Raw genomic sequence first — 24,603 nt, 5'->3', positions numbered from 1 at the left:
CCGTCCCGGGCTTGACCCGGGACCTCGTTTCTCAAGAGGAGAGGCCCCGGGTCAAGCCCGGGGCGGCGTTTCGGGATCAGAGCGCCCCGGCGATCTGGCGCAGCACGGCGATATTGCCGTGTTTGACGCCGGGCTCGCGAAAGGCGCGGTCGGCGGAGGTGGCGACGATCACCACATCGCGGGCGCGGTCGATGTAGATATATTGGCCATAAATGCCGTGGCCGAAAAATTCGCCGGGCCGGGCATCGGCGGGCATCCACCATTGAAAGCCGTATTGCAGATCGCCGGGGGCGGTGGGGGCCGTGGGCGTTGTGGCCGCGCGCATCCAGTCCTCGGGCACCACCTGTTGTCCGTTGTAGCGCCCCAGATTGGCGGCCATCAGGCCAAAGCGCGCGTAATCGCGGGTGGTGACGTTGAGACCGCCAAGGGCAAAGGCCACGCCCTCGCCATCGGTGAGGTAAAAGGGTTCGGATTCAAAGCCCAAGGGTTGAATGATCTTTTCCGACAGAAGGTCCGGCAGGCTGCGCCCCGTGGCCCCACGCAGCACCATGGCCAGAATATGCGTGTCGATCGACACATATTTCCAGCGCGCGCCGGGATCCGCATCACGGGCGGTAAGGCCGGCGGCAAAGCCATCCATCGTACCGCCCAAGGCCAGCACGCGGCCCATGCGGTTGATGTCTGACTCGTAGTCGAGATAATCCTCATTGAAAGCCACGCCGCTCATCATCAGGAGCACGTTGCGGATCGTGGCCCCGTCATAGGCGCTGCCCGTGAGGCTGGGGGCGTAGCGCGTGACCGGATCGTCGAGCGATTCGATTTGCCCTTCGGCCACGATCACGCCGAAGAGGGCCGAGAGAAAGCTCTTGGCCATGGACCAGCTGATGCGGCGATCCTCGGGCGCAGTGCCGAGGTGATAGCTCTCATGCACCACGGTGCCCCGGTGCAGGACCATGAGCGAGGTCACATTGCGCGCGGTGATCCAATCGGTTGCTACGGCGGGCAGGGTCATGGCCGGGCCTGCGGGCAGCGGCGAGACAGGGCCCGTGCCGCGGGGCACGGGCACCGAGAGAAAGGCGCGGTCCATATGCGAGAAGTTCTGGACGATGCGGCCCTCGTCAAAGAGGCTGTTGACCGCCCAGAGGCGGATGATCTGATCGCGCTTCCAGAGGCCCACCGCCGCCGCCGCAAGGACCAGAACCACCACGATACGGGCCAACCATTTAACTGCCTTGCGCATTTTCACCCTCCCATATTCTGCGGATAGTTGAGCAGGGCCCTCGTGTCGGATCAAGTCTGACGTTGGGGCGGGTCTAAAGCGTTTCGGCATTTCTCTCTAACGCCAAAATGCCTTTACCCTTTGAACTGGCGCAGTTTCGAGCCGAAAAAGTCACTCAACTTTTTCTGAAATTGCGTTAGCGAAACTTGTCCGCGAGCCGTTGCAGGGGCGAGCGGGGGTCGGGGGTGGGGTCCGGCGCGGGAGCAGGGCTGCGTTCGGTTTCGACAGGGGTGGGGCGCGGGGGCTTGGGCGGGGTCATCGCCTGTGCCACGGCATTCTGAAAGCGGTCGGGCTTGCCCTGCGCCAGCCATGGTGCGCCCTTGGCGATACCGCGCAGCAGGTCATCGAGCCAGTCGTTTTCGGATTTGGCGAAGTCCTGAAGGACATAGCCTGCCACGCGGTCCTTGTGCCCCGGATGGCCGATGCCGAGGCGCACGCGGGCATAGGTCTCGCCGATATGTTGATGGATCGAGCGCAACCCGTTGTGGCCTGCGTGCCCGCCACCTGTCTTGCAGCGCAGCTTGCCGGGGGTGAGGTCCAATTCATCGTGAAAGACGGTGACATCGGCGGGTGTGAGTTTGTAGAAGCGCACCGCCTCGCCCACGGATTGGCCGCTGAGGTTCATGAAGGTCATGGGTTTGAGCAAGATGACGCGCGCGCCGTCCAGCGTGCCCTCAGAGACCATGCCCTGAAACTTGGAGCGCCACGGGCCAAAGCCGTGATCCTCGGCGATGCGGTCGAGCGCCATGAAGCCGATGTTGTGGCGGTTCCGCTCGTATTTCGCGCCCGGATTGCCGAGACCTACAAAGAGCTGCATGGGTGGTGCCCCCGATCCTGAATGGGTGACGGTCTAGGGGTTTGGGGGGCGGGAATCAACAGGGCGCAGGGCGCGCCAAAAGAAAACGCGGCCCCGATGGGGGCCGCGTTTGATTGGGTTGGGTCTGGTCCCGCGGGATCAGTCCTCTTCGCCCTCTTCATCTTCTTCGTCATCGCCCTGCGAGCGCAGCGCGGAGGGGGCGGAGATGTTGCAGATCACGAAATCGCGGTCCTTGATCACCGGCTCGGAGCCTTCGGGCAGGTCAACCATCGAAATCGTGACCACGTCGCCGATTTTCTCGACCTTCGAGAGGTCCACGGTCACGTGATCGGGGATGTCACCGGCGAGCACGTTGAGTTCGACCTCGGGGCGCACGACGGTCAGAACGCCGCCCTTACGCAGGGCCTTGCACTGGTCCGCATTGATGAAGTCAACGTGAATGAACAGGTTGATCCGGGTGGTGCGGCGCAGGCGCATCAGGTCGATATGGGTCGGCAGATCCTTGACCACGTCGCGCTGAACGTCGCGGCAGATCACACGCACATCGTCATGGCCTTCGACCTGAAGGTTGAAGAGCGTCGACTTGAAGCGGCCCTTCTTGAGGCGCTTGAGCAGTGCGTTGAACGGAATGTTGATCGCCAGCGGCTCTTTGTCGCCACCGAACACCACACCCGGAACCATACCCGAACGACGGGCTGCGCGAGCGGCGCCCTTGCCCGTCCCCGCGCGTTCCTGGGCTTGAAGATCAGGAATTTCTCCAGCCATTTAGTTTCTCCATAAGTTAGGGCGGGGCTCCTCCAAGGCTGTAGTCCCCGCGTGAGGTTGCGCCAATAGCCGGGTTTTGGGGAATTGAAAAGCGGAATCTTGTTGCCGGGGGGGGTGGCGTGACCTATCCGTCGGTCCCGTGACGCAAGAGGAGCCTGATCAAGATGCCACGCCGCGTTTTCCTGCATGTCGGCATGCCCAAATGCGCGACCACGACGATACAGGCGGCGTTGTTGCAAAAGCAAGAGGCGTTGCGCGGGCTGGGGATCGCCTATGACATGCCGGAGGGGCCAGCGGCGGAGGGGCAGGGCAATGCCGCGCGTCTGGCGATTTCGATCTTGCGGGACAGGGAAGAGGCCATCGAGGAGGCGCTTGATTTTTTCTCGCGCGGTGCGGGCGATGTTGTGCTGAGTTCGGAAGTGTTCTCGGCGCTTTATAAATCGGCGGCGGCGATCAAATTCGTTGAGGCGTTGCGCGCGCGGGGGTTTGATGTCTCGGTGATCGCCCTGTTTCGCAGGCAGGATCACTGGCTCGAGTCGGATTTCAAGCAGCATGTCAAAGGTGCGCGGACCTGGAACGGCAGCATCGGGGAGTTGCTGGAAAAGCGCACGGAGCAGGATGTGCTGAACTTTGCGCTCTTTACTCTTTATTGGGGGAAATATGTCGGTCGGGATCGGGTGTTCACGGCCGTGATCCAGCCGGGGAGCGCGCGCCGCGATCCGGTGAATTTCGTGCTGGAGCAGATTGGTGCGGGGGGCCTCTGCTATGCGGAGGGTGAGGCGGTGCCGACCGCCAATGTCAGCCCCCCCACCGGGCTGATCGAGCCTGCGCGGTTGCTGAAATGCGAGATGCAGGAGGCCGGGGCCTCTGCGGTTGAGGTGGATGTTGCTCTGGATCGTTTCTTTGCGGAGGCGCCGGGTGTGGTCGAGGTGCCGAAGCGGCGGTTTTTGATGCCCCATGCCCTACGTCAGGAGGTGGTGGACCGCTGGAAGGGCAGCAATCACGATTTGGAGCGGCGGGCGGGGCATCAGGGGGTTTTTGATGTCGAGGTGGCACAGGATGCCGCGTCGGAGGTGCAATTGGAGGACGAGGCGCGCGCCGTGCTTGCGGCGTGGCAGGCGGTGAAAGGCGTTGCGCCCGCACCGAAGGTGCAGGCGCGGGGCGGGCTTTTGCGGCGGCTTTTGGGGCGCTGATGCGCCTCACTCCATCCAGCGGCCGGTGAAATCCTCGGGCACCATCAGGATGTCGCGGTCGAGCGTTTTCACGTCACGACGCCCGCAGAGGCCCATGGTGCTGTCGAGTTCCTTGTGGATCACCTCCAGCGCGCGGGTGACGCCCGCCTCGCCCATGGCCCCCAGACCGTAGACGAAGGCCCGCCCGATATAGGTGCCTTTGGCCCCCATCGCCAAAGCCTTGAGCACGTCCTGACCTGAGCGGATGCCGCTATCGAGATGCACCTCGATCTTGTCGCCCACGGCATCCACGATGGCGGGCAGGGCGCGGATGGCCGAGAGCGCGCCGTCAAGCTGCCGGCCGCCGTGGTTCGATACGATGATCGCGTCGGCCCCGACATTCAGCGCCTCGCGCGCATCGCGCGGGTCCATGATGCCCTTGATGATGAGCGGGCCGTCCCACATCTTGCGGAATTGGCGGATGCGGTCCCAATCGAGCGCCTGATCGAAGGCCTCTGCCGTCCATGTGCTGAGCGAGGAGGGATCGGTGACACCCTTGGCATGGCCCACGATATTGCCGAAGAACCGGCGCTTGGTGCCCAGCATACCGAGGCCCCACTGAACCTTGGTCATCATGTTGGCGATGCTTTTCGGCGTCAGTTTGGGCGGGGCGGAGAGGCCATTCTTGAGGTCTTTGTGGCGCTGTCCCAGCATTTGCAGATCGACCGTGATCATCGCCGCAGAACATTTGGCATCGCGCGCCCGGTCAAACAGGCGCTGCATGAAATCGTCGTCCTTGAGGGTATAGACCTGCATCCAGAAGGGTTTGGTGGTGTTCTCGGCCACATCCTCGATCGAGCAGATCGACATGGTGGAGAGGGTGAAGGGCACGCCGAATTTCTCGGCGGCGCGGGCGGCCTTGATCTCGCCATCCGCGTGTTGCATGCCGGTCAGGCCGACAGGCGCGAGGCCCACGGGCATCGCCACATCCTGTCCGATCATCTTGGTTGCCGTGCTGCGCCCGGTCATGTCGATGGCGACACGCTGGCGCAGGTAGATCTTGTCGAAATCGGTGGTGTTCTCGCGGAAGGTCTGTTCGGTCCAACTACCGGATTCGGCGTAGTCGTAGAACATCTTGGGGACGCGGCGGCGGTAAATCTGTTTGAGATCGGCGATATTGGTGATGACGGGCATGGCGTCCTCCGAAATTGGTTAGTTTCCTTTACCAACGGACGCGGGTCCGCGCAATCACCCCTGTTGCCGCAGGGGGATTCATGGGATGGTGCGCACCGACCATCCCCAGAACCGCACCAGCATTAACACCCCCGCCAGTGCCAGCCCGGACGCGAGGCCTAGCCAGATGCCGGGGCCGCCCAAGCCGAGGGTGAAACCGAGCAGGTAACTGACCGGCACGCCGACCGCCCAATAGCTGAGGGCGGCGATGACCATGGGCACGCGGGTATCCTGCACGCCGCGCAAGAGGCCGAGCGCCTGAACCTGGGCCGCATCCACGAGCTGAAAAAGGGCGGCGGCGGCGAGGAGTTGGCGGCCAATGGCGATGACCTCGGCCCGGTCGGGATCGTCGGGGGCAAGGAACAGCCCGACCAGCGGATCGGGCACGAGCAGAAGCAGGGCCATGGTTGCAAGCGCCACGGTGGCCGAGAGGCCAAGCACCACGCGTGCGCCGTCGCGCAAGGACGCACCATCGCCGCGCCCATGGGCCTGTCCTGCGCGCACGGTGGCGACGTTGGAGAGGCCAAGGTGGATCATGAAGATGACCGAGGTGATCTGCATGGCGATGCCATGGGCGGCCAAGGGCAGCGTACCGAGCCAGCCCATCATGATCGAGGCCGCGGCGAAGAGGCCGACCTCGGCCAGATTGGTCAGGCCAATGGGCCAGCCCAGCCGAAAGACGCGGGCCAGTGCCTCGGGGTCGGGACGCCAGAAGCGTTGAAAGAGCGCGTGGTCCGGGGCGGAGCGTTGGACATAGACGGCCAGCACAACGAAGGAGGCGATATTGACCCCGAACGAGGCGATGGCCGCGCCCCGCACGCCCAGTTCGGGAAAGCCGAAATGCCCGAAGATCAGCAGGTAATTGATGCCGGCGTTGAGCGCCACTGCGCCCAGTGTCACCCAGAGCACCACGGCGGTGCGTTCGAGGGCGGCGAGATAGGATTTGAGCACCATCACCATGAGCGCGGGCAGGATGCCAAGCCCCGCGATTTCGAGGTAATCGGCGGCAAGGGCGGCGGTGGCGGGCTCTTGGCCCATGCGGTCAAAGAGCGCGCCGGAGCCCAGCATCAGGGGCAGGGTGGCCAAGCCGAAGAGGATCGAGGCCCAGAGGCCCATGCGGGTGACGCGGCGCACTTGGGTGGTTGCGCCCGAGGCCTGCGCGGAGGCCACCATCGGCATCACCGCCCAGGCAAAGCCGGAGCCCATGATCAAGAGGACAAAGAACATGGTGCCGCCCAGCACTTCGGCGGCCAGCGCCTCGACCGAATACCAGCCCAGCATGAGCGCATCGGTGAAGGTGATGGCGAATTGCGCCACATGGCTGCCGATGAGCGGCAGGCCAAGCCCCAGCACCGCACGGGCATGTTGGCGATATGTGAGGCGGGCTTGCATGGGATCGGGGTTAGACGGGGGGCGCGTGGGGCGCAACCCTCGTCAGAGTGCGCCCAGCATGAGATGTGTCGAGAGTGCCGCAATGATCACGCCCGCCGCGATTTCGAAAAGGGGCAGGGCGCGGGCGGTGTCGCCTGTGGCGAGGCGCGCCAGCGCGCCCTCGCGAAGGGTGACGGAGGCAAGTGCCACGGCAAGGGTGACGCTGGCCGTGCCAAGGCCCATGGCGAAGGCCCCAAGGATGCCTGCCAGATCCAGCCCCATGCGCCATGTGAGGATCAAAAGAAAGAGCGCACCGGTGCAAGGGCGGATGGCCACGGCCCCGATCAGGGCAGCGGCATCACGCCAGGTGGTGACGGCCTCGGCCTCGGCCAGGGTTGGCCCGTGTTTGTGACCGCAAGAGGCGCAGGGGGCGTCGTGGTCGTGGTCGTGGTGGTCATGGTGATGATGATGATGAGGGGGCGGGACGGGGCGGTTCTGCCGCCAGCGGCGCAGGCCGCGTATTGCCAGCCAGAGCCCCACGAGCGCGATGGCGGCGAAACTCGCGGGGGCCATGATGTCTTCGGCCAGATCGGTCATGTGCTGGCGGGTGAGGTCAAACACGAAGATGCCGGCATAGACCAGCAGCACCGCCGCCGCCGCCTGCGCAAAGCTGGAGGCCAGCGCCAAAAGGGACAGGCGCAGCGCGCTCACGCGTGCGGCCATGCCGTAGCCACCGATCAGGAGTTTGCCATGCCCCGGCCCCGCCGCGTGAAAGAAGCCATAGGCAAAGCAGAGGCCCATCAGCCCGGCCAAGGCCCCGGGTTCACCGGCGCGCAGGGCGCGCAGGAGGCGGGCCATGGCCTGTTGTGTTTCAGCCTGTCCGGCGCGCGCCCAGGCGGATACCTGCGCGGCCCCGCCAAAACCCCAAAGCCAGATCACAAGAGCGGCAAGGGCAAGGGCCGCGAGGCTCAGGACGGGGCGGCGCATGTGACCGAAAGGCTCTCGGAGAAAAGATTGCCGATTTCGACGCCGGTATATTGGTCCTCGGCGGTCAACTCGCTGAGCATCTGGCGGAACTGCTCCTGACTTTCGTCAAGGTCGGGTTCGGTGATCGTGTAGACGCATCCCTTGGGCAGGGTGATCGGACCGGCAAGGCTATGGGCCACGTAATAGGTGGGATCGTAGGCCTCGATGCGCAGTCCCTCGGCCTTGACAGGCCCAAAGCTGCGGGTGTGGGTGGCGATGATGCGGCCATTCGCAAGGGCAATGCCGGTCGGAATGGGGTGATCCAGAGCAATCTTGGTCTCGCTCTGATACATATAGAGATCACCCTCGAACCCCTCGGGCCATTCGACCAGATCAAAGCCCTTGAGCTTGTCCAGTTCCGCCTCGGTCAGCGTGCCGTCGCCATCGGGATCAAGGCCCATGTCGGTGAGGATCAGAAGGGAAAAGAAATCGTCATAGCTCCATGTCACCTCGACCTCGGTCAGGTGCCCTTGGGCGTCGGCGGTGAAGCGCAGGGCGACATCGACAAAGACATGCGGATGCGCGCCCATGGGGGCGGCGGGCAGGCAGAGGGCGGTGGCAAGGGCCATGGGAATGAGCGGCTTCATGCCGTCAGACTTAGGCGCAGGGACCGCGCGCCGCAAGGCGCGTTTGACGTGGGTGCGCGCGCCCGCGCGAAAGCTCGCTCAGGCCTTGATCACGATGGATTGCCCGCTGGTCAGCGAGAGGACATTCTCGGGCTTGTCGGCGAAAAATTCGTCGATCGCCTTTTTCGCGCCGGGGCAATCGCCAGAGCCGTAATCGTCGCAGATAATCACCCCGCCCGGTTTGACCCGAGGATAGAAGAATTCGACCGAAGCGAGCGTTGGTTCGTAAAGGTCCACATCGACATGGACGAGCGAGAATTCCTGATCTGCGACATCGGGGAAACGGTCGGGAATCCAGCCCTTGTGCAATTCCACCCGGTCACCGAAGGCGCTGAGATTCTGGCGCACGATGTCCTGGGGGACAGCCAGATCGCCCTTGGACCATTCGGATTTGCCGCCCGATTGCACATCGGCGTCGCTGGGTTCCGAGAGCCCCTGAAAGGAGTCGAAGATGTGAAGGCGCTTGGTGCTCTGCATACCTGCGCCGGTCAGCAGGAAGAGCGAGGATTTGCCATAGCGCACGCCACATTCGGCGAAATTGCCGGGAATGTTGCGAACCATGCGGGCAGAGGTCATCAGCGTGAAGCAGCGGTCATGCGGGCTGCCTTCGATGCCGCGCGCCTCGGCCATGTCACGGGCGGCGAGAAACTCGGGGTCGGTGAGCCAGATCAGGTGGGGCTTGTACACCTCATAGCGCTGCCGCGAGGCAAGACGCTTGGCCAGTTTATAATGGCCGCGCCGATATTTTTCGCGTCCGAAAAGAAGCCCGCCGAGCGAGTCGAGTGCCTTGAGTATCACGGATTGCCCCCTGTCTGACGCCGCAGACGGACCTGCTGGCCACGCCTGCGGGTTCTTGGCCCAGACCGGGGCACCGCGTCAAGGGGCGCGTGCACGGGCCTTAGCGGGTCTTGCGGTCCTCGGGATGCAGGGATTTGCCCAAGATGTGATCGCTCTTGTGCAGCACGTGCTGCGCGGTCGACACGATGAGCGGGTCGGGCGCATGGGCGATATGGCGATCCTTGCCGGGGTAGTCGAGCGAGTTGAGGAAATGCCGCATGCAATTGAGGCGCGCACGTTTCTTGTCATCGGATTTGACCACGGTCCAGGGTGCATCGGCGGTGTCGGTATAAAAGAACATCGCCTCTTTCGCCTCGGTGTAGTCGTCCCATTTATCAAGGCTGGCCTTGTCGATGGGGCTGAGTTTCCATTGCTTGAGGGGATCGGTTTCGCGGCTGGCAAAGCGGGCGCGCTGTTCGCCTTGGGTGACGGAGAACCAGTATTTGTAGAGCCGGATGCCCGAGCGCACGAGCATCCGCTCCAGTTCGGGGGTCTCGCGCATGAATTCGAGATATTCATGCGGCTCGCAGAAGCCCATCACCCGCTCGACGCCCGCGCGGTTATACCACGAGCGGTCATAGAGCACCATTTCCCCCGAGGTGGGCAGGTGTTGGACATAGCGCTGAAAATACCACTGGCCGCGTTCCTGATCGGTGGGTTTGTTCAGGGCCACGACCCGCGCGGTGCGGGGGTTCAGATGTTCGGTGAAGCGTTTGATCGTGCCGCCCTTGCCGGCCGCATCGCGCCCCTCGAAGATCAGCACGAATTTCTGCCCGGTCTCTTGCGCCCAAAGCTGGACCTTGAGCAATTCGGCCTGAAGATGCGCCTTTTGCGTCTCGTAGCTGCGGCGACCCATGCGGGTTTCGTAGGGGTAATCGCCATTTTCGAAGGCGTCGCGCAGCGAGTTGGGATCGATCTGGGAGGGTGCGGCGGCGGGGGAGCCTGCCGGGGCCGCCGGGGCTGCGCCATTGATCGGCAGGGTGGCGGAGGCGTCCGGAGTTTCGGGCGTGGGCAGGGGGGAGAGAGGGGATTCGCTCATACGGCACTCCAGACTGGTCTATTGATCACTCCTGGAATGATATTTGAACTTTTTGTGACAGACTTTGAGCGAGGTCAAACTCTGTGAGAAATGTGCGCCTCGTCTGTTGCTTTTGGCTCAGACCCCGGCCGCGCGGGCAAAGGCCACGAGGGCGGCGGTTGATCCGTCGCGGGTGAGGGTGGTGTCGCCGGTCAACATGGCATCGACATCGACCGCAAGTACCTTGCCCAGTTCCACCCCCCATTGATCAAAGGAGTTGATCCCGAGGATCACGCCTTCGACGAACACGCGATGCTCATAGAGGGCGATGATCTGGCCCAGACGGCGCGGGGTCAGCCGGTCATAGATGAGCGTTGTCGAGGGACGGTTGCCGGGAAAGACCCGGTGGGCCGCCTGCCGCTCAAGCTCGGGGCCGGTGTAGCCTGCGTCGCGCATGAGCGTGCGCGCCTCATCGAGCGAACGGCCGCGCAAGAGCGCCTTGGATTGCGCCAGGCAATTGGCCACCAGCAGGCGGTGATGATGCGCAAGTTCCGGTTCGTGCCCGGTTGCGGCCACGAGGAATTCGCAAGGAATGACGGCGGTGCCCTGATGGATCAACTGGTAAAAGGCGTGTTGGCCGTTGGTTCCCGGCTCGCCCCAGACGACGGGACCGGAGGGGCGGCTGAGCGCGGCGCCCGACATGCTCACGCGTTTGCCGTTCGATTCCATTTCGAGCTGTTGCAGATAGGCGGGCAGGCGCGCGAGGCGCTGGTCATAGGGCAGCACGGCGCGTGTGCCGTGGCCCATGCCCTGATGGTGCCAGATGCCGATGAGGCCAAGCAGGAGCGGCATGTTGTCGAGGGGATCTGCGGTCTGGAAATGCTGGTCCATCGCTTCGGCCCCGCGCAGGAAATCCTCGAACCGCTCGGGCCCGATGGCGATCATCAGCGGCAGGCCGATGGGCCCCCAGACGGAATAGCGCCCGCCGATGTAATCGCCAAAGCCAAAGACGCGGGACGCGTCGATGCCCCAATCCGCAGCTTTGGCCGCGGCAGAGGACACGGCGGCGAATTGCGGCCCCGGATTGACCCCGGCGCTAGTCATCCAGGCCTGTGCCGTGGCGGCATTGGTCATGGTCTCGATGGTGGTGAAGGTCTTGGACGCGACGATCACAAGGGTGGTTGCCGGGTTCAGCCCCGCCAGCGTGTCAGAGATGTCGGCACCGTCCACGTTCGAGACGAAATGGCAGCGCGGACCGTCGTGATAGGGGCGCAGTGCGCGCACCGCCATTTCGGGGCCGAGATGCGAGCCGCCGATGCCGATATTGACCACGTCGGTGATGGGACCGCGCCGGACGCTGTCGGCAAAGCGGGCCATGCGGCTGCGGGTTTCGGTGATCTCGGGCATGATGTCCTGGCCTGCGACCCGGACCGGGCCACCCGAGAGGTTGCGCAGCGCGGTGTGCAGCACCGGGCGGTCCTCAGTCTCGTTGATGGCTTCGCCTGCGAACATCGCGGCGCGGCGGATGGCGACGCCTGCGGTTTCGGCAAGTTCCAGGAGTGCCGCACGCGCGGGCGCGGTCAGGGCGGTCTTGGAATAGTCAAAGAGCATGCCATCGAAGCGGGTCGAAAAGGCCGTGGCGCGTGCGGGATCGCTGAACAACCCTGTGATGTCGATGTCGCGCGCCGCTCGGGCGCTCTCTTCAACCGCTGACCACATTCTCAAATCCTCTTAGGGGCACCAATGCACTGTGGCTCCCGCTAGCACGGCAGCAATCGGGGCCTCAAGGGGGCGCATATGCTGGGCGCGCTCTAACGCCGCCCGTTTTCGCGCGCCGGTGATCACCACATGCTTGCACAGCGCACCGTCTAGGACCCGCGCCGAGAGGGTGATGCGCGGCTCTTCCAGCCCTGGCGCGCGCATCGGCACGAGGATGGGTGCATCCTCGGCCAGCGCATCGGCGAGGCGGTCGGCACCGGGAAAGAGCGAGGCGGTGTGCATATCGGCCCCCATGCCCAAGAGGCAGACATCAATCGGCAGAACAGGCGAGATGTTGGTTTCCAACTCGGCCAGCACCGCCTCGGGTTCGGGCGATTTGGCGTAGAGCGGGAGGTAGCGCGCCGCCGCTGCGCGGTCACGCAAGAGGCGCTCGCGCAGGAGGCGGGTGTTGGAGCGCAGGTGCACCTCGGGGCGCCAGCGCTCATCCGAGAGCAGGATGTCAACCCGGTCCCAATCGAGATCAAGGCCGCAGAGCCCGTCAAAGATCGGTCCCGGCGTGGTGCCGCCCGGCACGACAAACAGCACGCGGTCACGGCTGCGCAGGGCGTTGCGCAGGTCTGACGAGAGAACATCGACAAGCCCCATCGCGAGCATTTCGTCGTCTGCGTAATCCACAAAGGTCATGGTCGTATCTCCCGCCAGCGGCGCCCATCGCGGTGCATGAGCATCAGCGCGTCATCCGGTCCTGCCGAGCCCGTGGCATAGGCAAGGGGGGGCACCCCCTCTTCTTCCCAATCGGCGATGATCGGATCGGTCCAGGCCCAGGCCGCCTCGACCTCGTCGCCACGCATGAAGAGGGTTTGATTGCCGCGGATCACATCCATGATGAGCCGCTCGTAGGCATCGGGGAAATCCGCCTCTTCCGGCCCCAGCGCCTCGGCAAAGGTCATGTCGAGGGGCACGTCAATGAGGCGCATGCCGCCCGGTCCCGGTTCCTTGATCGTGACACCCAGTTCGATCCCCTCGTTGGGTTGCAGACGAATGGTGAGAATATTGCGGTGCCGCCCGGCATCGGCGCCAAAGATCGAATGGGGCGCATCCTTGAACACCACGGCGATTTCGCTCGCACGGTCGCGCAGGCGTTTGCCGGTGCGCAGGTAAAACGGCGTGCCCGCCCAGCGCCAGTTCGAAATATGCGCCTTCAGGGCCACGAAGCTCTCGGTCGTGCTGTCGCGGTTGCCGACCTGATTGCGATAGCCGGGTTGGGTGCCGTCGCCCTCATACTGCCCGCGCACGACATTGCCCCGCGCCACAGGGTCGAGGGCGCGGATGACCTTGAGTTTCTCGTCGCGCACGGCATCGGGTTCGAATTTGGCGGGAGGTTCCATCGCGATGAGGCACAAGAGCTGCATCATGTGGTTTTGCACCATGTCGCGCATGGCACCGGATTTGTCATAGTAATCGCCGCGCCCGCCCACGCCCACGGATTCCGCCACGGTGATCTGGATGTGATCGACATATTGGCTGTTCCAGAGCGGTTCGAAGAGGACGTTGCCAAAGCGGATCGCCATCAGGTTCTGAACCGTCTCCTTGCCGAGATAATGGTCGATCCGGTAAATCTGGCCCTCGGTAAAGTGCCGCGCCAGGGTGCTGTTGAGGTCGCGCGCGGTGCCCAGATCGCGGCCAAACGGCTTTTCCACCACGATGCGGCTGAGATCGTCGGCCATGCCGTGTTTGTGCAGGCGTTTGGCCAGATCGCCAAAGAGCGCGGGTGCCACCGAGAAGTAGAAGGCGCGGATGCGGTCGGGGCGCATGAGAGCGGCCAGAGGCTCCCAGCCTTCGGTGCCGCGCGCGTCGAGCGTGACGAAATCGAGCAGGTCGAGAAAGGCGTTGAGGTCTTTCTTGCGGGCCGATTCCTCGCCGCCGAATTCGGTGATGGCGGCGCGCGCCATGGCGCGATAGCCATCGGCGTCCATATCGCTGCGCGCGGCCCCGATCAGGCGCACATCGCCTTCGATCTGACCGGCGACAAAGCGCCGAAAGAGGGCCGGCAATATCTTGCGCCGCGCCAGATCGCCGGTGCCGCCAAATATCACCAGATCGAAGGGATCGACCGGGATCACCCGAGAGGCCATGGCCTGTCTCCTTTGCTCGTCAATCGCCTGTTTTTCTGGCGCAACCCTTGCCCCTGCAACTCTAACATGTTGGGGCGTCTTCACAATGGCGTCAGAACGCTTCTCTTGCCAGATCGCGAGCGTTAGGTGAGAAAAGAAAAACAGCAAGGTGGATGACCTTATGAAAGATACCGTCACCGGCCCGGCCAATCAGGGCAAGTTTCAGGACCCCGCGCGCACCGCCAAGGGCGAGTTGCGTGCCTCGGTGCCGCTGAGCCATCCTGAAACGCTGTGGTTCAACACCGGCACGCTGTGCAATATCGAATGCCGCAATTGCTATATTCTCAGCTCGCCCAGCAATGACGCGCTGGTCTACATCACCGAATCAGAAGTGCGTGACTATCTGGACCAGGTGCGCGAGCGGGGCTGGCCGCTGCGCGAGATCGCCTTTACCGGCGGCGAACCCTTCATGAACCCCGAGATGATCGGCATGGCGCGTGCGGCGCTTGAGGCGGGGTACGAGGTGCTGATCCTGACCAACGCCATGCGCCCGATGATGCGCAAGACGATGCGGGAGGGGCTGTTGGAATTGGTGAAGGTCTGGGGCGACAAGCTGACCTTGCGGATCTCGGTCGATCATTGGTCCGAGGCGCTGCATGACGTCGAGCGCGGCGCGGGGGCCTTTGCCAAGACGGTGGAGGGGATGTGCTGGTTGCGGGACCATGGCATCCGCATGACCGTGGCCGGGCGCACCGTCTGGGGCGAGAGCGAGGCGGCGTCGCGCGCAGGCTATGCTGCGTTTTATGCGGAACATGGGTTCGAGATTGATGCGCATGATCCCGGTGCGACCGTTCTATTCCCCGAGATGGACGAGGGGGCCGAGGTGCCCGAGATCACCACGGCCTGTTGGGGTATTCTGAACAAGCGGCCCGAGGACATCATGTGCGCCTCGTCGCGCATGGTGGTCAAACGCAGGGGGGCGGCGCGGCCAGCGGTCGTGGCCTGCACGCTGCTGCCCTATGCGCCCGAGTTCGAATTGGGCGAGACGCTGGCCGAGGCCGAGCGCGACGTGGCGCTGAACCACCCGCATTGCGCCAAGTTCTGCGTGCTGGGCGGGGCGAGTTGTTCGCGGTGAGGGTGGAGCCTGTTGCTGATCTTGGCCCAAGCGACAGAGCCGCGCGGTGCCCGTCCGACGGGTGGGCGCTGTAACGGGGTCAGCTGGCACTTTATGCCTGCCAGATACTTCTGCGTTTCAGTGTGTTGAGACCTTGCAAAAGCGCCCGCCCGGAGGGGCGGACGGGCGCTGCGCGGCGGCGCGTACCGCGCCTTGATTCCGCGCATTGGAGATCGGGGCAAATGTCCCCTCCGCCGCCTCACTCTCCCTTGAGCAGCCGGTCCGCCTTTTTGCGCACCAGGACCGATCGCAGGTCGTGCATCGCCAAGAGAAGCGCATCCGTCACCTGTTCGAGCTGGTCGTCGGTCGCCTTGGACTGCACCCAATGGGTTGTGGTGTTGAGGTAATCCACCGCGCGCAGGATATCGTCGATGTCGCGGTATTCGACCAGCTTCAGCCGTTCCTCCATCCACGCGGTGATGGCGGCAATGTCGGCGTCGGACAGGGCGCGGTCGCCATGCGGCTTGATTTCGGACTTGCGGATATTGACGATGGCGATCTGTTCCATCTCGATCCGGCGCTGCCGGTTCTCGGTATCAACCCGAAACACGAAGGCCCCGTTTTCACGGACCCTGAAATAATAATCCGGCAGATCGCCCGCCATCCGTCCCCCTAGCTCAGCCCTTTGCAGAACGTCTGTATCCGCGTGCACGCCTCTTTGAGCGCTTCATCGGAGGTTGCATAGCTGATCCGGAAATTCGGCGATAGTCCAAAGGCTGCGCCAAAGACCACCGCGACGCCGGTTTCCTCCAACAAGGCCGTGGCAAAGGCCTCGTCATCGGTGATCTTGGCCCCTCCTGCGCTGGTCTTGCCGATCAGCCCGGCAATCGACGGATAGACATAGAACGCGCCATTGGGCGTGGGGCAGTCGATGCCCTCGACCTCGTTCAGCATCTTGACCACCAGATCGCGGCGGCGGGCGAAAACGGTGTTGTTCTCGGCGACGAAATCATGGCTGCCATTGAGCGCCTCGGCGGCCGCCCATTGGCTGATGGTGCAGGGGTTCGAGGTGCTTTGCGACTGGATCTTTCGCATTGCGGCAATCAAATCCTGCGGCCCCGCCGCATAGCCGATCCGCCAGCCGGTCATGCAATAGGCCTTGGACACGCCATTGCACGTCAGCGTGCGGTCATAGAGCGCCGGTTCCACCTGTGCAGGCGTGCAGAATTCAAAGCCGTCATAGGCCAGATGTTCATACATATCGTCGGTCATGATCCAGACGTGCGGATGGCGCAGGAGCACATCCGTCAGCGCCTTCAATTCGTCCCAGGTATAGCCCGCGCCGGTGGGATTGCTGGGCGAGTTGAAGATGAACCAGCGGGTTTTGGGCGTGATCGCGGCCTCGAGCGCCTCTGGCGTCAGTTTGAAGCCGGTTTCGATGCCTGCGGGGGCAATCACCGGCTCGCCGCCCGCCAGGAGCACCATGTCGGGGTAGCTGACCCAATAGGGGGCGGGGATCAGCACCTCGTCCCCGGGATTGAGCGTGGCCATGAGGGCGTTGTAGAGGATCTGCTTGCCGCCCGAGGCGACGCTGACCTGCGCGGGCACATAATCGAGCCCGTTGTCGCGCTTGAACTTGGCGCAGATCGCCGCCTTGAGCTCGGGAATGCCGTCCACGGCGGTGTATTTGGTCTTGCCTTCCTCGATGGCGCGGATACCGGCGGCGCGGATATGCGCGGGGGTCGGGAAATCCGGCTCTCCGGCCCCCAGGCCGATCACGTCGCGCCCTGCGGCCTTGAGTTCCTGGGCCTTGGTGGTGACGGCGATGGTGGGCGAGGGTTTGACGCGCGACAATGTCGCGGAAAGACGGGACATGGCCGGCTCCGGTTTGAATTCACTCCGAGAATGTCTTAGGCTGCGGTCAGGGCGCGATCAAGCCCGATCACTGGAAAGGAAGACAATGACCGCAGACAGCACCGACGGCTGGTTCGATCCCGATGCCACCACCTTTGGCGACCGCGTGACAGGCGCGCGCGAGCGCGCAGGCATGAGCCAGGCCGATCTGGCGAAACGGTTGGGGGTCAAGCTCAAGACGTTGAAGGCTTGGGAGAACGACCTGTCGGAGCCGCGCGCCAATAAGTTGTCGATGATGGCGGGGATGCTCAATGTCTCGCTCTTGTGGCTCTTGTCGGGCGAAGGCGAGGGGCCGGGCGCGCCCGAGATGGGCGAGCTGTCGCGCGACGTGATCGATATGCTGACCGAGATTCGCGACATCCGCGCACAGATGACCCGCGCGACCGACCGTCTGGGACGGTTGGAAAAGACCCTACGCGCCAAGTTGCGGGAAGAAGCCGGTGAGTGAGGCCCCTGTCGAGGCACCGGGCGGCGCTGATGAGCCGCCCGCCCACCGGATCAAGCGCCTGCGCATGCGCGCGATGCGCCGGGGGATCAAGGAAATGGACATCATCCTGAGCCGCTATGCCGAAGCGCGGCTCGAAGTGATGGACAAGGCCGCATTGGACGGTTTCGACGCGTTGTTGTGCGAGAACGATCAGGATCTCTATCAATGGGTGACGGGTCAAGCCGCGCCGCCTGCGCGCTTCGCGCCCTTGGTGGCAGAGATTGCGGCAGAGGCCAGCGGCGGAAAGTAGATCGCATTTTAGGCGGTTTCGTCGCGATTTACCGAATGTTCGGGTTTTTGCCAGATGGTCCCGTGCGAGCAGTATCGCACGGAGACCGACATGAGCTATCACAGCCCCCTCGCGACGAGCGCCGTTCAGAGCGCCTTTATCAGCAGCTATCTTGACGCTTTGTCGCTGGTGGAGCGCCTGCACCGGCTGTTGCTGGATGTCATCAAGGATGAGTTCGAGCGCGTGGGCGTGTTGGAAATCAACGCGGTGCAGGCGCTCTTGCTCTTCAACATCGGCGACCACGAGGTGACGGCGGGTGAATTGAAGTCGCGCGGTTACTATCAGGGCAGCAATGTCAGCTACAATCTCAAGAAGCTGGTGGAGATGGGATATATGCACCATCAGCGCTGCGAGGCGGATCGCCGGTCGGTCCGGGTGCGGCTGACGGAAAAGGGGCGCACGATCCGCGATCTGGTCGGCGATCTCTTTGCCCGCCACGCCGAGGGGTTGGAGGCGCGCGGCGTTCTGGGCCCCGATGGGATCGACCAGATTACCGCCTCTTTGCGCCGGGTGGAGCGGTATTGGACGGATCAGATCCGCTATATCTATTGAGGCAGGGCGCCAAGCATGAGATCGTTGATTTCGCGGAAGAGCTTGCGCGACATGGCGCGCTCGAAATCCTCGAATCCTTGGGCGATTTCGAGAAAGGCCCCCGGCCCGAAGAGCACCTCTCGCTGGTAATATTGGGTGACCTGCGGGTCGTGCCCCTCGATCACGAGGCCGTTGACGGTGATGTCGTCAAACGGAAAATGCTTGTAGGCGAGCGCCGGGCCGAAGCCCTGATTGTTGATCCCGTCACCCGAGACGTCGATCACCTGCCGATCGCAGCGGGGCGCGCGCGCCATCAGCGCCGCGCCATAGCCCAGCGCCGAGCCGAGGCCGGTGGGGTAATCGCTGGTCGAGCGCTGCATGCCCGCCAGCACCGCCACCGCGTCCGTTATATCGGCGTCAGAGCGCAGAAAGGTCCAGTCGAGATGCAGCCTGTCCTGAAAGCGGCCGCTCCACTCATAGACCGCCAGCGCCACATCGCCCGTGCTGCCGCGCAGGATGGCATCGCGGATCTCGGGCGCATCGAGGGCCGAGGCGAGGCCCACCCGTTGCAGGGCATATTCGGCCTCATCGACCGAAGAGGACACATCGAGGGCGAGCACCAGCGCAAGGCGACAGGCGCCTTGGGCCGGGGCCGCGAGAAGTGCGGCCGCAAGAAGGGCCGCGAGCCTCACCAATGGCCGATATTCTCCATGCTGGTCCAAGGCTCTGCCGGCGGCAGGGCGTCACCCTCTTGCAAAAGCTCGACCGAGATATTGTCGGGGCTGCGCACAAAGGCCATACGCCCGTCGCGCGGCGGGCGGTTGATGGTGACGCCATTGTCCATCAGGTGTTGGCACAGCTCATAGATGTTGCTCGTGGCATAAGCGAGATGGCCGAAATGGCGGCTGTCCGAAGGCAGGCCTTCGTCGCCGTCCCAGTTATAGGTAAGCTCGACCGGGCACTCTTCCTGGCCTTCGGGGGCCATGAACACCAGCGTGAAACGCCCGCCCTCGTTGTCCCAGCGGCGGGTTTCCTTGAGCCCAAGAAGGGCAAAGAACCGCTGGGTCGCCTCAAGGTCTTTGACCCGAACCATCGTGTGCAGATATTTGATGCGCATGGTCATCCTCCGTGATTGCAATGGGTCGGAGGATAGTGGCGCGTGCGCCGGTGTCGAGGGCAATCTGGGGCGGGGTGGCTCAGAACTCGGACCGGATCCCGAGGGTGATCGAGGTTTCCTCGACATCGAAGCGGCTGATGTTTGAATCGCTGCGTTCGCTGGTCACGGTGAGGGTGGGGACAAAGCCCATGTAGCCCCAGTCGTTGAACGTGGCTGTGACGCCGCCGAACACGGATCGGTCGTCACGCCCGCCCGGCACGCTGATAAAGCCGACCTGATAGCTGGAATAGTCCAACTGGCTGAGCCCAAGGGAAAATTCGAGGCTGGCGGGGCCGATGTCTCGTCCCAGCTGATAGCTGGCAATGCCGGTCCATTGATCCGAGGCGCGGTTGATGCCGTTGCTGTCCGTGTCGCGATACTGCACCTGAAAGCCGATCTGCGCGCCACTCTCAAGGGTCAGGCCGACCCCGGCAAAGCCGCTGGCGACGGTGCTGTCGGCCCCGCGCGCGCTCTCGTAGCGCTGATCCTCGAAGCTGCCACCAAAGCTCAGCATCAGGCGGTCGGTCAGCCGGTGATGGCGCGTGGCCCCCACGCGCGCGAAATCATAGAGCGGATCGTCCGCATACCAGACCCGCCCGCCGTCGAGGTCGAATTTCCACGTCACCGCTGCGGAGGTGCCGCGCAGATATTGGGTCAATCCCAGTTCCGCGACCGTCGAGGAGAGGTCATCGCCGCTCAGCCCCGGCACGGAGTCTGAAATATCGACCCGCCGGGCGTTGACGCGGGCACGCACCCGTGTCTCGCGCCCGTCGCTTTTGGCAAGGCGGTAGGAGAGGGCGGCTTGCGCCGTGGTGATCCAGCCCGAAAGCGCCTGCGCCGAGGGGCTGAGCGTGCCCACCACCGGCACGCCGTCGATCACGTTGAGCGGGCTGTTGGCCCCGTTGTTGACGTTGTCGGAGGGGGTCGTGGAAAAGCGGAAATCGAACCGCAGCGGGTTGCGCGCGCGCACGTTCTGAAAGGCGGTCACGGTCTGGGCGCGGGCCACCTCATCGGGGGCGTGATCGACCGCGCGGCGCAGCCAGAATTGGGAACCGGTCAGGCGCTCATCGGCAAAGCTGAGCTCTGCCGCGAGATTGGCGGCCTGAAAGCGCTGTGCGTCCGATTTGGCATGCCAATAGGCGAGCGCGGCCTTTCTTTCGGCGGCACCATAGGCCTTGGCCTGTGCAAGGGCCACGGCCTGAAAGTAAAGGGCGCGCGGATTGTGCGGGTCGGCCTGCAAGAGACCTTTGCTCAGGTTATAGGCAAGGCGTGGTTGCCCCGCGCCCAACGCCTGAGCGGCCAGCGCATCGGCTTGGGCGAGGGTGAGGTTGGCCGGTGTGGCCGCGCCAATCCCGGCAAGCCCAAGCGCGCCAGCAAAGGTACTGGCACGCAGCAGGTGTCGGATGGCACGCCATAGGGGCTTGGGGCTGTTTTGCGCCTTGGTATACACCGGGGCGGTCATGCCTCCGCCTTTAGCGGTCAAGCACGAAAATGCCGGTTTCCGACTCGTTGGTCAGCCCCAGTGGATTGCCTGGTCCGTCAAATTCGTTGAGCTTGATCGCGCCCGCGACTTCGGTCGCGTCGATGCCGCCAAAGATACCTGCGGACGAGCCGATGCTGGTACCGGTCACGCGGTCGGCTGGAAAGCCGGTTTGGTCATATTCGACCGTGCCACTGAACGTGCCGCCCTCGGTGATCTGTGTGTTGATCAGAACGAGCGACGGCAGGTTGATCACCACGCCGCCGGGTGTTTCGGAAATGCGGCGGTTGATGATATTGCCTTCGACCGCCCGATCCCCAAAGTTTGCACGCAGCACCACATCACCTTGGGTCGACGCGGCCTGAGTGGGGATCAGTTCTGGTGCGAGCCCGACCGGGGGCGGCAGCAGGTCTCCTCCTTGGGAGTCAAGGTTGGTGAGGCCGACATAGCGGCCAGTATAGACCACCTCGCCGGTGGTAGGTTGGGTATAGCTGCCGGTTCTCTCGAAGACGGCCCCGGTAAAGAGCCGGTTGCGCGGACCGCCGGTGGCGGCGACGCCAGCTGTCACGGCACCCGAGGTCTGGCTCTGCGCGGCAAAAGCGGTGCTGTGACGAGAGGCCCCGTCCTGTTGGATCGAGTAGGCCTGATAGCCCGGCACATCGAGCGCTACGGCGCGGTTGTATGTCACGGGGTCAGTGGTGCCGTCAAAGGTAAGCCCCTCGACCGTCAGCGTCTGGGTCGCGGGATCGAACTCTACCCGCGTCACATCCTGGGAGATCTCGGTGGGAACGGTCGTATCCGTGGGGGGCGCCGTCGTGCCGTCATCTTCGCCGGGATTGTCAAACGGATTGGAGGATCCGCCACCCCCACAGCCGCCCAGAAGGGCAGCGGCCATCAGGCCTGCCACGATATGTTTCATGATGAGACTGCCCTCAATATGTTTTATAGTTGTTTTGCAGCGACGTTCAGGCCATTGCCTTTAAAAGTCAATTCCCGATACATCTGCGGATTGCAAAAACTGCCCCCCTGTGGCGCATGGGCAAGCACCCGATATGGGCTTGGCGCATGGGTGATCCCCAAGATATAGTGATCTCCGACTCGTTCTTGTGATGAAAGGCCTCGCCATGCCCCTCAGCCCCGACCAACAGGCCGAAATCGACGCGCAGCGCGCGCAGAGCCAAAGCACCCTGCGCGCCACGGCGGCGGGGATGGAACAGCATCTCTACACCGCCTATCCGGTGCTCGATCACGGCTTTGTCCGAGTGATCGACTATATGGGCGACGATGCCGCCATCGTGCAGGCGGCGCGCGTGAGTTACGGCGCGGGGACCAAGCATGTGCAGAACGATGAGGGGCTTATTCGCTATCTCATGCGGCACTGGCATTCGACCCCGTTCGAGATGTGCGAATTTAAGCTGCATGTGAAGCTGCCGGTGTTTGTCGCGCGGCAATGGATCCGGCACCGCACCGCCAATGTGAACGAATATTCGGCGCGCTATTCGATCCTCGATCGCGAATTCTACATTCCGGCACCCGACATGCTGGCGGCGCAATCGACCACCAACAATCAGGGGCGGGGGGCAGCCCTTGAAGGGGAAGAGGCGCAGCGCGTGTTGCGCATCCTGACCGAGGACGCGATGCGCTGCTATGACCATTACGAGGGCATGATTTCGCAAGAGGGCCAGCAAGGGCTGGCGCGCGAATTGGCGCGGATGAACCTGCCCGCCAATATCTATACGCAATGGTATTGGAAGGTCGATCTGCACAACCTCTTGCATTTCCTGCGCCTGCGCGCCGACGCCCATGCGCAATATGAAATCCGGGTCTATGCCGAGGAGATTTGCCGCCTCGTGGCCGATTGGGTGCCCTATGCCTACAAGGCCTTCGAGGATTACCGCATGGGCGGGGCGACGTTGTCTGCTACCGCGCTGGATTGTGTGCGGCGGATGCTGAAGGGCGAGGTCGTGACGCAAGAGACCTCGGGCATGAGCAAGGGCGAATGGCGGGAGTTCGAGGGGGTTGTGAACGGGTCTGCGTAGGGTGCGCATTTATTGCGCACCGGTCCGGTCGAGAGAGCCGGGGCGAGGGGTGGGGTTTGCGCCGGTGACAATGGTGCGCAATGAATACGCACCTTACGGGAAAAGGTTTCTCTAAGGAAAGAACCGGCGCGCCACTAAAGCGGTTCGGATAAGCTGAGAAAGGTACTGCGAGATGTTAAAATGAGTGAACTTGGATGGGACGAAGCAATCAAAGTGGTCCTCGGTGATTCTGACGAACCACTTCACTACACAACGATAGCCGAAGAGATCGCAAAACGAGAACTCAGGCAAAAGCTTGGTGCGACCCCAGCAAATACAGTTAACGCATACATAAATAATTCTTTAAACTCTGAGGGAGTTAGTAGCCCATACGTTCGGACATCACGAGGTTTCTATTCTTTGAAGGCGTCTAGGGACCCGAATTCGAGGCCCACCGAAGAAGAATCGAAACAGTCAGAATCCTCTGGTTTAATTCAGTGTATCGGCATGTATTGGTGGGCTTCGGAGATAGTGTGGAAGTCTAATCCGAGGCTATTTGGACAACAGCAAGCCGGATCAGATAGGGTGGATTTTTCCGATCAGATCGGGGTCTACATTTTGCATGACCGGAGCAGAGTAATTTATGTCGGGCGCTCAATTGATCGTCCAATGGGTAGACGTCTATTCGAACACACAAAGGATAGATTGAACGGGAGATGGGATCGATTTTCTTGGTTTGGGTTGAGGTCTGTTAGCGAGGAAGGGCAGCTTAGAGATGTAGACACTTCATCAATAGATAGGGACACGCTAATTGCTACCTTGGAAGCGGTTCTAATAGAAGCATTGGAGCCACCGCAGAATAGGCGAAGAGGAGATCAGTTCAGCGCGATTGAGTATTTACAAGTTGCCGATCCAGACAAGGACAAACAAAAAATTGATGCGATAACCGCACTCATTTCCGGCACTCTCTTTTCCACTTCATAATTTCGAGGGCTATCTTGCGCATTTATTGCGCACCGGGTCGGTCGATGAATTCGGGGCGTGGGGTTGGGTTTGCGTCGGTGACAATGGTGCGCAATGAATGCGCACCCTACGGCCAATGGACGGGGCCGTCGCGGTGGATGGAGGAATAGGGCCAATCCTCGGGACGGTCGGCCAACCCATGTTTCACCGGATTGATCCAGCAATAGCGGATTGCGGCGCTTTTGTCCGCATCGCTGCGGAGGTGTTGCTCCCAGAACCGACGTTGCCAGATCCCATGCTCGCGCCGGGCCTCGTGGCTGGGGCGGCGGGGCCCAGGGGGCATGGCACGGGAAAACCGGGCTTTGATCACGCTCCACCGGGTCGAGAAATCGTGGTCATTCTCGGGCAGGGTCCAGACACAATGCATATGGTCGGGCAGGACAACCCAAGCCTCGATCGTGAAGGGCCGCTCGGCCTTGGTGCGTCTCACGGCGGCGCGCAGGGCCGCGATTTCGCGGGTGAGCAGCTCTGAGCGGCGGTTGGCGAGCGTCACGGTGAAGAAGATGCAGGCCCCGGCGATCTTGGGGCGGATATAGTTGGACATGGGTTCAGAGAACCATGGCAGGGTTAAGGAATGGTTATTGGCGGTGGGGGTGCGCAATGAATGCGCACCC

Annotated in this window: 26 protein-coding genes; 7 read left to right on the top strand and 19 right to left on the bottom strand. The window is 63.1% G+C overall.

Annotated features, from left to right (window positions below; genetic code table 11):
• Nucleotides 1-76: 76 nt before the first annotated feature.
• The 3 genes from AACZ65_RS08475 to AACZ65_RS08465 form a co-directional block, all read right to left on the bottom strand.
• Nucleotides 77-1,240, bottom strand: coding sequence for a serine hydrolase (locus tag AACZ65_RS08475; RefSeq protein WP_339669847.1), 1,164 nt, complete (start codon nucleotides 1,238-1,240; stop codon nucleotides 77-79).
• A gap of 175 nt (nucleotides 1,241-1,415) precedes the next feature.
• A complete protein-coding gene (pth, locus tag AACZ65_RS08470) occupies nucleotides 1,416-2,096 on the bottom strand; it encodes an aminoacyl-tRNA hydrolase (protein ID WP_339669845.1) in 681 nt (226 codons plus the stop codon).
• Between the two features lie 138 nt (nucleotides 2,097-2,234).
• Entirely contained in the window at nucleotides 2,235-2,861 is a 627-nt protein-coding gene (locus AACZ65_RS08465) for a 50S ribosomal protein L25/general stress protein Ctc (protein WP_339669843.1), read from the bottom strand.
• A gap of 164 nt (nucleotides 2,862-3,025) precedes the next feature.
• Between AACZ65_RS08465 and AACZ65_RS08460 the strand changes: the two genes are divergently transcribed.
• Nucleotides 3,026-4,054, top strand: a complete 1,029-nt coding sequence (locus AACZ65_RS08460; protein WP_339669841.1) for a hypothetical protein — start codon at nucleotides 3,026-3,028, stop codon at nucleotides 4,052-4,054.
• A gap of 6 nt (nucleotides 4,055-4,060) precedes the next feature.
• Here AACZ65_RS08460 and AACZ65_RS08455 read toward each other — a convergent pair whose 3' ends face one another.
• The 9 genes from AACZ65_RS08455 to zwf form a co-directional block, all read right to left on the bottom strand.
• Nucleotides 4,061-5,227 carry an alpha-hydroxy acid oxidase gene (locus AACZ65_RS08455; RefSeq protein ID WP_339669839.1) on the bottom strand — a complete coding sequence of 389 codons (1,167 nt, stop codon included), beginning with the start codon at nucleotides 5,225-5,227 and terminating at the stop codon, nucleotides 4,061-4,063.
• Nucleotides 5,228-5,305: 78 nt separating this feature from the next.
• Entirely contained in the window at nucleotides 5,306-6,658 is a 1,353-nt protein-coding gene (locus tag AACZ65_RS08450; RefSeq protein ID WP_339669837.1) for an MATE family efflux transporter, read from the bottom strand.
• A 42-nt stretch (nucleotides 6,659-6,700) separates the two neighbouring features.
• Nucleotides 6,701-7,624, bottom strand: a complete 924-nt coding sequence (locus AACZ65_RS08445; protein WP_339669835.1) for a hypothetical protein — start codon at nucleotides 7,622-7,624, stop codon at nucleotides 6,701-6,703.
• On the bottom strand, nucleotides 7,606-8,250 hold the full coding sequence (locus tag AACZ65_RS08440) for a DUF1007 family protein (protein ID WP_339669833.1): 645 nt from the start codon (nucleotides 8,248-8,250) through the stop codon (nucleotides 7,606-7,608). The genes AACZ65_RS08445 and AACZ65_RS08440 overlap by 19 nt, the downstream gene beginning before the upstream one ends.
• 78 nt (nucleotides 8,251-8,328) lie before the next feature.
• Entirely contained in the window at nucleotides 8,329-9,087 is a 759-nt protein-coding gene (locus tag AACZ65_RS08435) for a TylF/MycF/NovP-related O-methyltransferase (protein ID WP_339669831.1), read from the bottom strand.
• A 100-nt stretch (nucleotides 9,088-9,187) separates the two neighbouring features.
• Nucleotides 9,188-10,165 carry a polyphosphate kinase 2 gene (gene ppk2, locus AACZ65_RS08430; RefSeq protein WP_339669829.1) on the bottom strand — a complete coding sequence of 326 codons (978 nt, stop codon included), beginning with the start codon at nucleotides 10,163-10,165 and terminating at the stop codon, nucleotides 9,188-9,190.
• Nucleotides 10,166-10,282: 117 nt separating this feature from the next.
• Complete coding sequence (gene pgi, locus AACZ65_RS08425; RefSeq protein WP_339669827.1) at nucleotides 10,283-11,863, bottom strand: glucose-6-phosphate isomerase; 1,581 nt, start codon at nucleotides 11,861-11,863, stop codon at nucleotides 10,283-10,285.
• Between the two features lie 12 nt (nucleotides 11,864-11,875).
• Nucleotides 11,876-12,547, bottom strand: coding sequence for a 6-phosphogluconolactonase (pgl, locus tag AACZ65_RS08420; protein WP_339669825.1), 672 nt, complete (start codon nucleotides 12,545-12,547; stop codon nucleotides 11,876-11,878).
• Complete coding sequence (gene zwf, locus AACZ65_RS08415) at nucleotides 12,544-13,998, bottom strand: glucose-6-phosphate dehydrogenase (RefSeq protein ID WP_339669822.1); 1,455 nt, start codon at nucleotides 13,996-13,998, stop codon at nucleotides 12,544-12,546. The genes pgl and zwf overlap by 4 nt, the downstream gene beginning before the upstream one ends.
• Nucleotides 13,999-14,158: 160 nt before the next feature.
• Here zwf and AACZ65_RS08410 point away from each other — a divergent pair, with 160 nt between their 5' ends.
• Nucleotides 14,159-15,112: a radical SAM protein gene (locus AACZ65_RS08410; RefSeq protein WP_297537879.1), complete on the top strand. Its 954-nt coding sequence runs from the start codon at nucleotides 14,159-14,161 to the stop codon at nucleotides 15,110-15,112.
• Between the two features lie 238 nt (nucleotides 15,113-15,350).
• Here the strand turns inward: AACZ65_RS08410 and AACZ65_RS08405 are convergent, their stop codons facing one another.
• The gene (locus AACZ65_RS08405) at nucleotides 15,351-15,755 is read right to left on the bottom strand and encodes a hypothetical protein (RefSeq protein WP_339669819.1); all 405 of its coding nucleotides are present in this window, start codon (nucleotides 15,753-15,755) and stop codon (nucleotides 15,351-15,353) included.
• 8 nt (nucleotides 15,756-15,763) lie between these two features.
• The gene (locus AACZ65_RS08400) at nucleotides 15,764-16,966 is read right to left on the bottom strand and encodes a pyridoxal phosphate-dependent aminotransferase (RefSeq protein WP_339669818.1); all 1,203 of its coding nucleotides are present in this window, start codon (nucleotides 16,964-16,966) and stop codon (nucleotides 15,764-15,766) included.
• A gap of 85 nt (nucleotides 16,967-17,051) precedes the next feature.
• Between AACZ65_RS08400 and AACZ65_RS08395 the strand changes: the two genes are divergently transcribed.
• The 3 genes from AACZ65_RS08395 to AACZ65_RS08385 all read left to right on the top strand — a co-directional run bounded on the left by AACZ65_RS08395 (nucleotide 17,052) and on the right by AACZ65_RS08385 (nucleotide 18,333).
• A complete protein-coding gene (locus AACZ65_RS08395; RefSeq protein WP_297537873.1) occupies nucleotides 17,052-17,453 on the top strand; it encodes a helix-turn-helix transcriptional regulator in 402 nt (133 codons plus the stop codon).
• A complete protein-coding gene (locus AACZ65_RS08390; RefSeq protein ID WP_206018420.1) occupies nucleotides 17,446-17,742 on the top strand; it encodes a succinate dehydrogenase assembly factor 2 in 297 nt (98 codons plus the stop codon). The genes AACZ65_RS08395 and AACZ65_RS08390 overlap by 8 nt, the downstream gene beginning before the upstream one ends.
• A gap of 90 nt (nucleotides 17,743-17,832) precedes the next feature.
• Entirely contained in the window at nucleotides 17,833-18,333 is a 501-nt protein-coding gene (locus tag AACZ65_RS08385; protein WP_297537870.1) for a winged helix DNA-binding protein, read from the top strand.
• Here AACZ65_RS08385 and AACZ65_RS08380 read toward each other — a convergent pair.
• The 4 genes from AACZ65_RS08380 to AACZ65_RS08365 form a co-directional block, all read right to left on the bottom strand.
• Nucleotides 18,327-19,007: a DUF1194 domain-containing protein gene (locus AACZ65_RS08380; protein ID WP_339669900.1), complete on the bottom strand. Its 681-nt coding sequence runs from the start codon at nucleotides 19,005-19,007 to the stop codon at nucleotides 18,327-18,329. The two genes, AACZ65_RS08385 and AACZ65_RS08380, sit on opposite strands and share 7 nt — an antisense overlap.
• Complete coding sequence (locus AACZ65_RS08375) at nucleotides 19,001-19,429, bottom strand: VOC family protein (RefSeq protein WP_339669814.1); 429 nt, start codon at nucleotides 19,427-19,429, stop codon at nucleotides 19,001-19,003. Before AACZ65_RS08375 ends, AACZ65_RS08380 begins: the two co-directional genes overlap by 7 nt.
• Before the next feature lie 79 nt (nucleotides 19,430-19,508).
• Nucleotides 19,509-20,930 carry a hypothetical protein gene (locus tag AACZ65_RS08370; protein ID WP_339669812.1) on the bottom strand — a complete coding sequence of 474 codons (1,422 nt, stop codon included), beginning with the start codon at nucleotides 20,928-20,930 and terminating at the stop codon, nucleotides 19,509-19,511.
• A gap of 10 nt (nucleotides 20,931-20,940) precedes the next feature.
• Complete coding sequence (locus AACZ65_RS08365; protein ID WP_339669810.1) at nucleotides 20,941-21,867, bottom strand: thymidylate synthase; 927 nt, start codon at nucleotides 21,865-21,867, stop codon at nucleotides 20,941-20,943.
• A gap of 205 nt (nucleotides 21,868-22,072) precedes the next feature.
• On the opposite strand from AACZ65_RS08365, the gene thyX reads away from it, so the two are divergent.
• Both thyX and AACZ65_RS08355 read left to right on the top strand, forming a co-directional pair.
• Complete coding sequence (gene thyX / locus AACZ65_RS08360; RefSeq protein ID WP_339669808.1) at nucleotides 22,073-22,987, top strand: FAD-dependent thymidylate synthase; 915 nt, start codon at nucleotides 22,073-22,075, stop codon at nucleotides 22,985-22,987.
• 180 nt (nucleotides 22,988-23,167) lie between these two features.
• Nucleotides 23,168-23,950 carry an HTH domain-containing protein gene (locus AACZ65_RS08355; protein ID WP_339669806.1) on the top strand — a complete coding sequence of 261 codons (783 nt, stop codon included), beginning with the start codon at nucleotides 23,168-23,170 and terminating at the stop codon, nucleotides 23,948-23,950.
• Nucleotides 23,951-24,056: 106 nt separating this feature from the next.
• On the opposite strand, the gene AACZ65_RS08350 is transcribed toward AACZ65_RS08355, so the two are convergent.
• On the bottom strand, nucleotides 24,057-24,533 hold the full coding sequence (locus AACZ65_RS08350) for a transposase (protein WP_339669804.1): 477 nt from the start codon (nucleotides 24,531-24,533) through the stop codon (nucleotides 24,057-24,059).
• Between the last annotated feature and the right edge of the window lie 70 nt (nucleotides 24,534-24,603).

This window comes from uncultured Roseovarius sp. (assembly GCF_963972555.1).
In the GTDB taxonomy this organism is placed as follows: Bacteria; Pseudomonadota; Alphaproteobacteria; order Rhodobacterales; family Rhodobacteraceae; genus Roseovarius; species Roseovarius mucosus.
The sequence above is the reverse complement of the archived record's forward strand: the minus strand, read 5'-3'. Positions and strand labels throughout refer to the sequence as shown.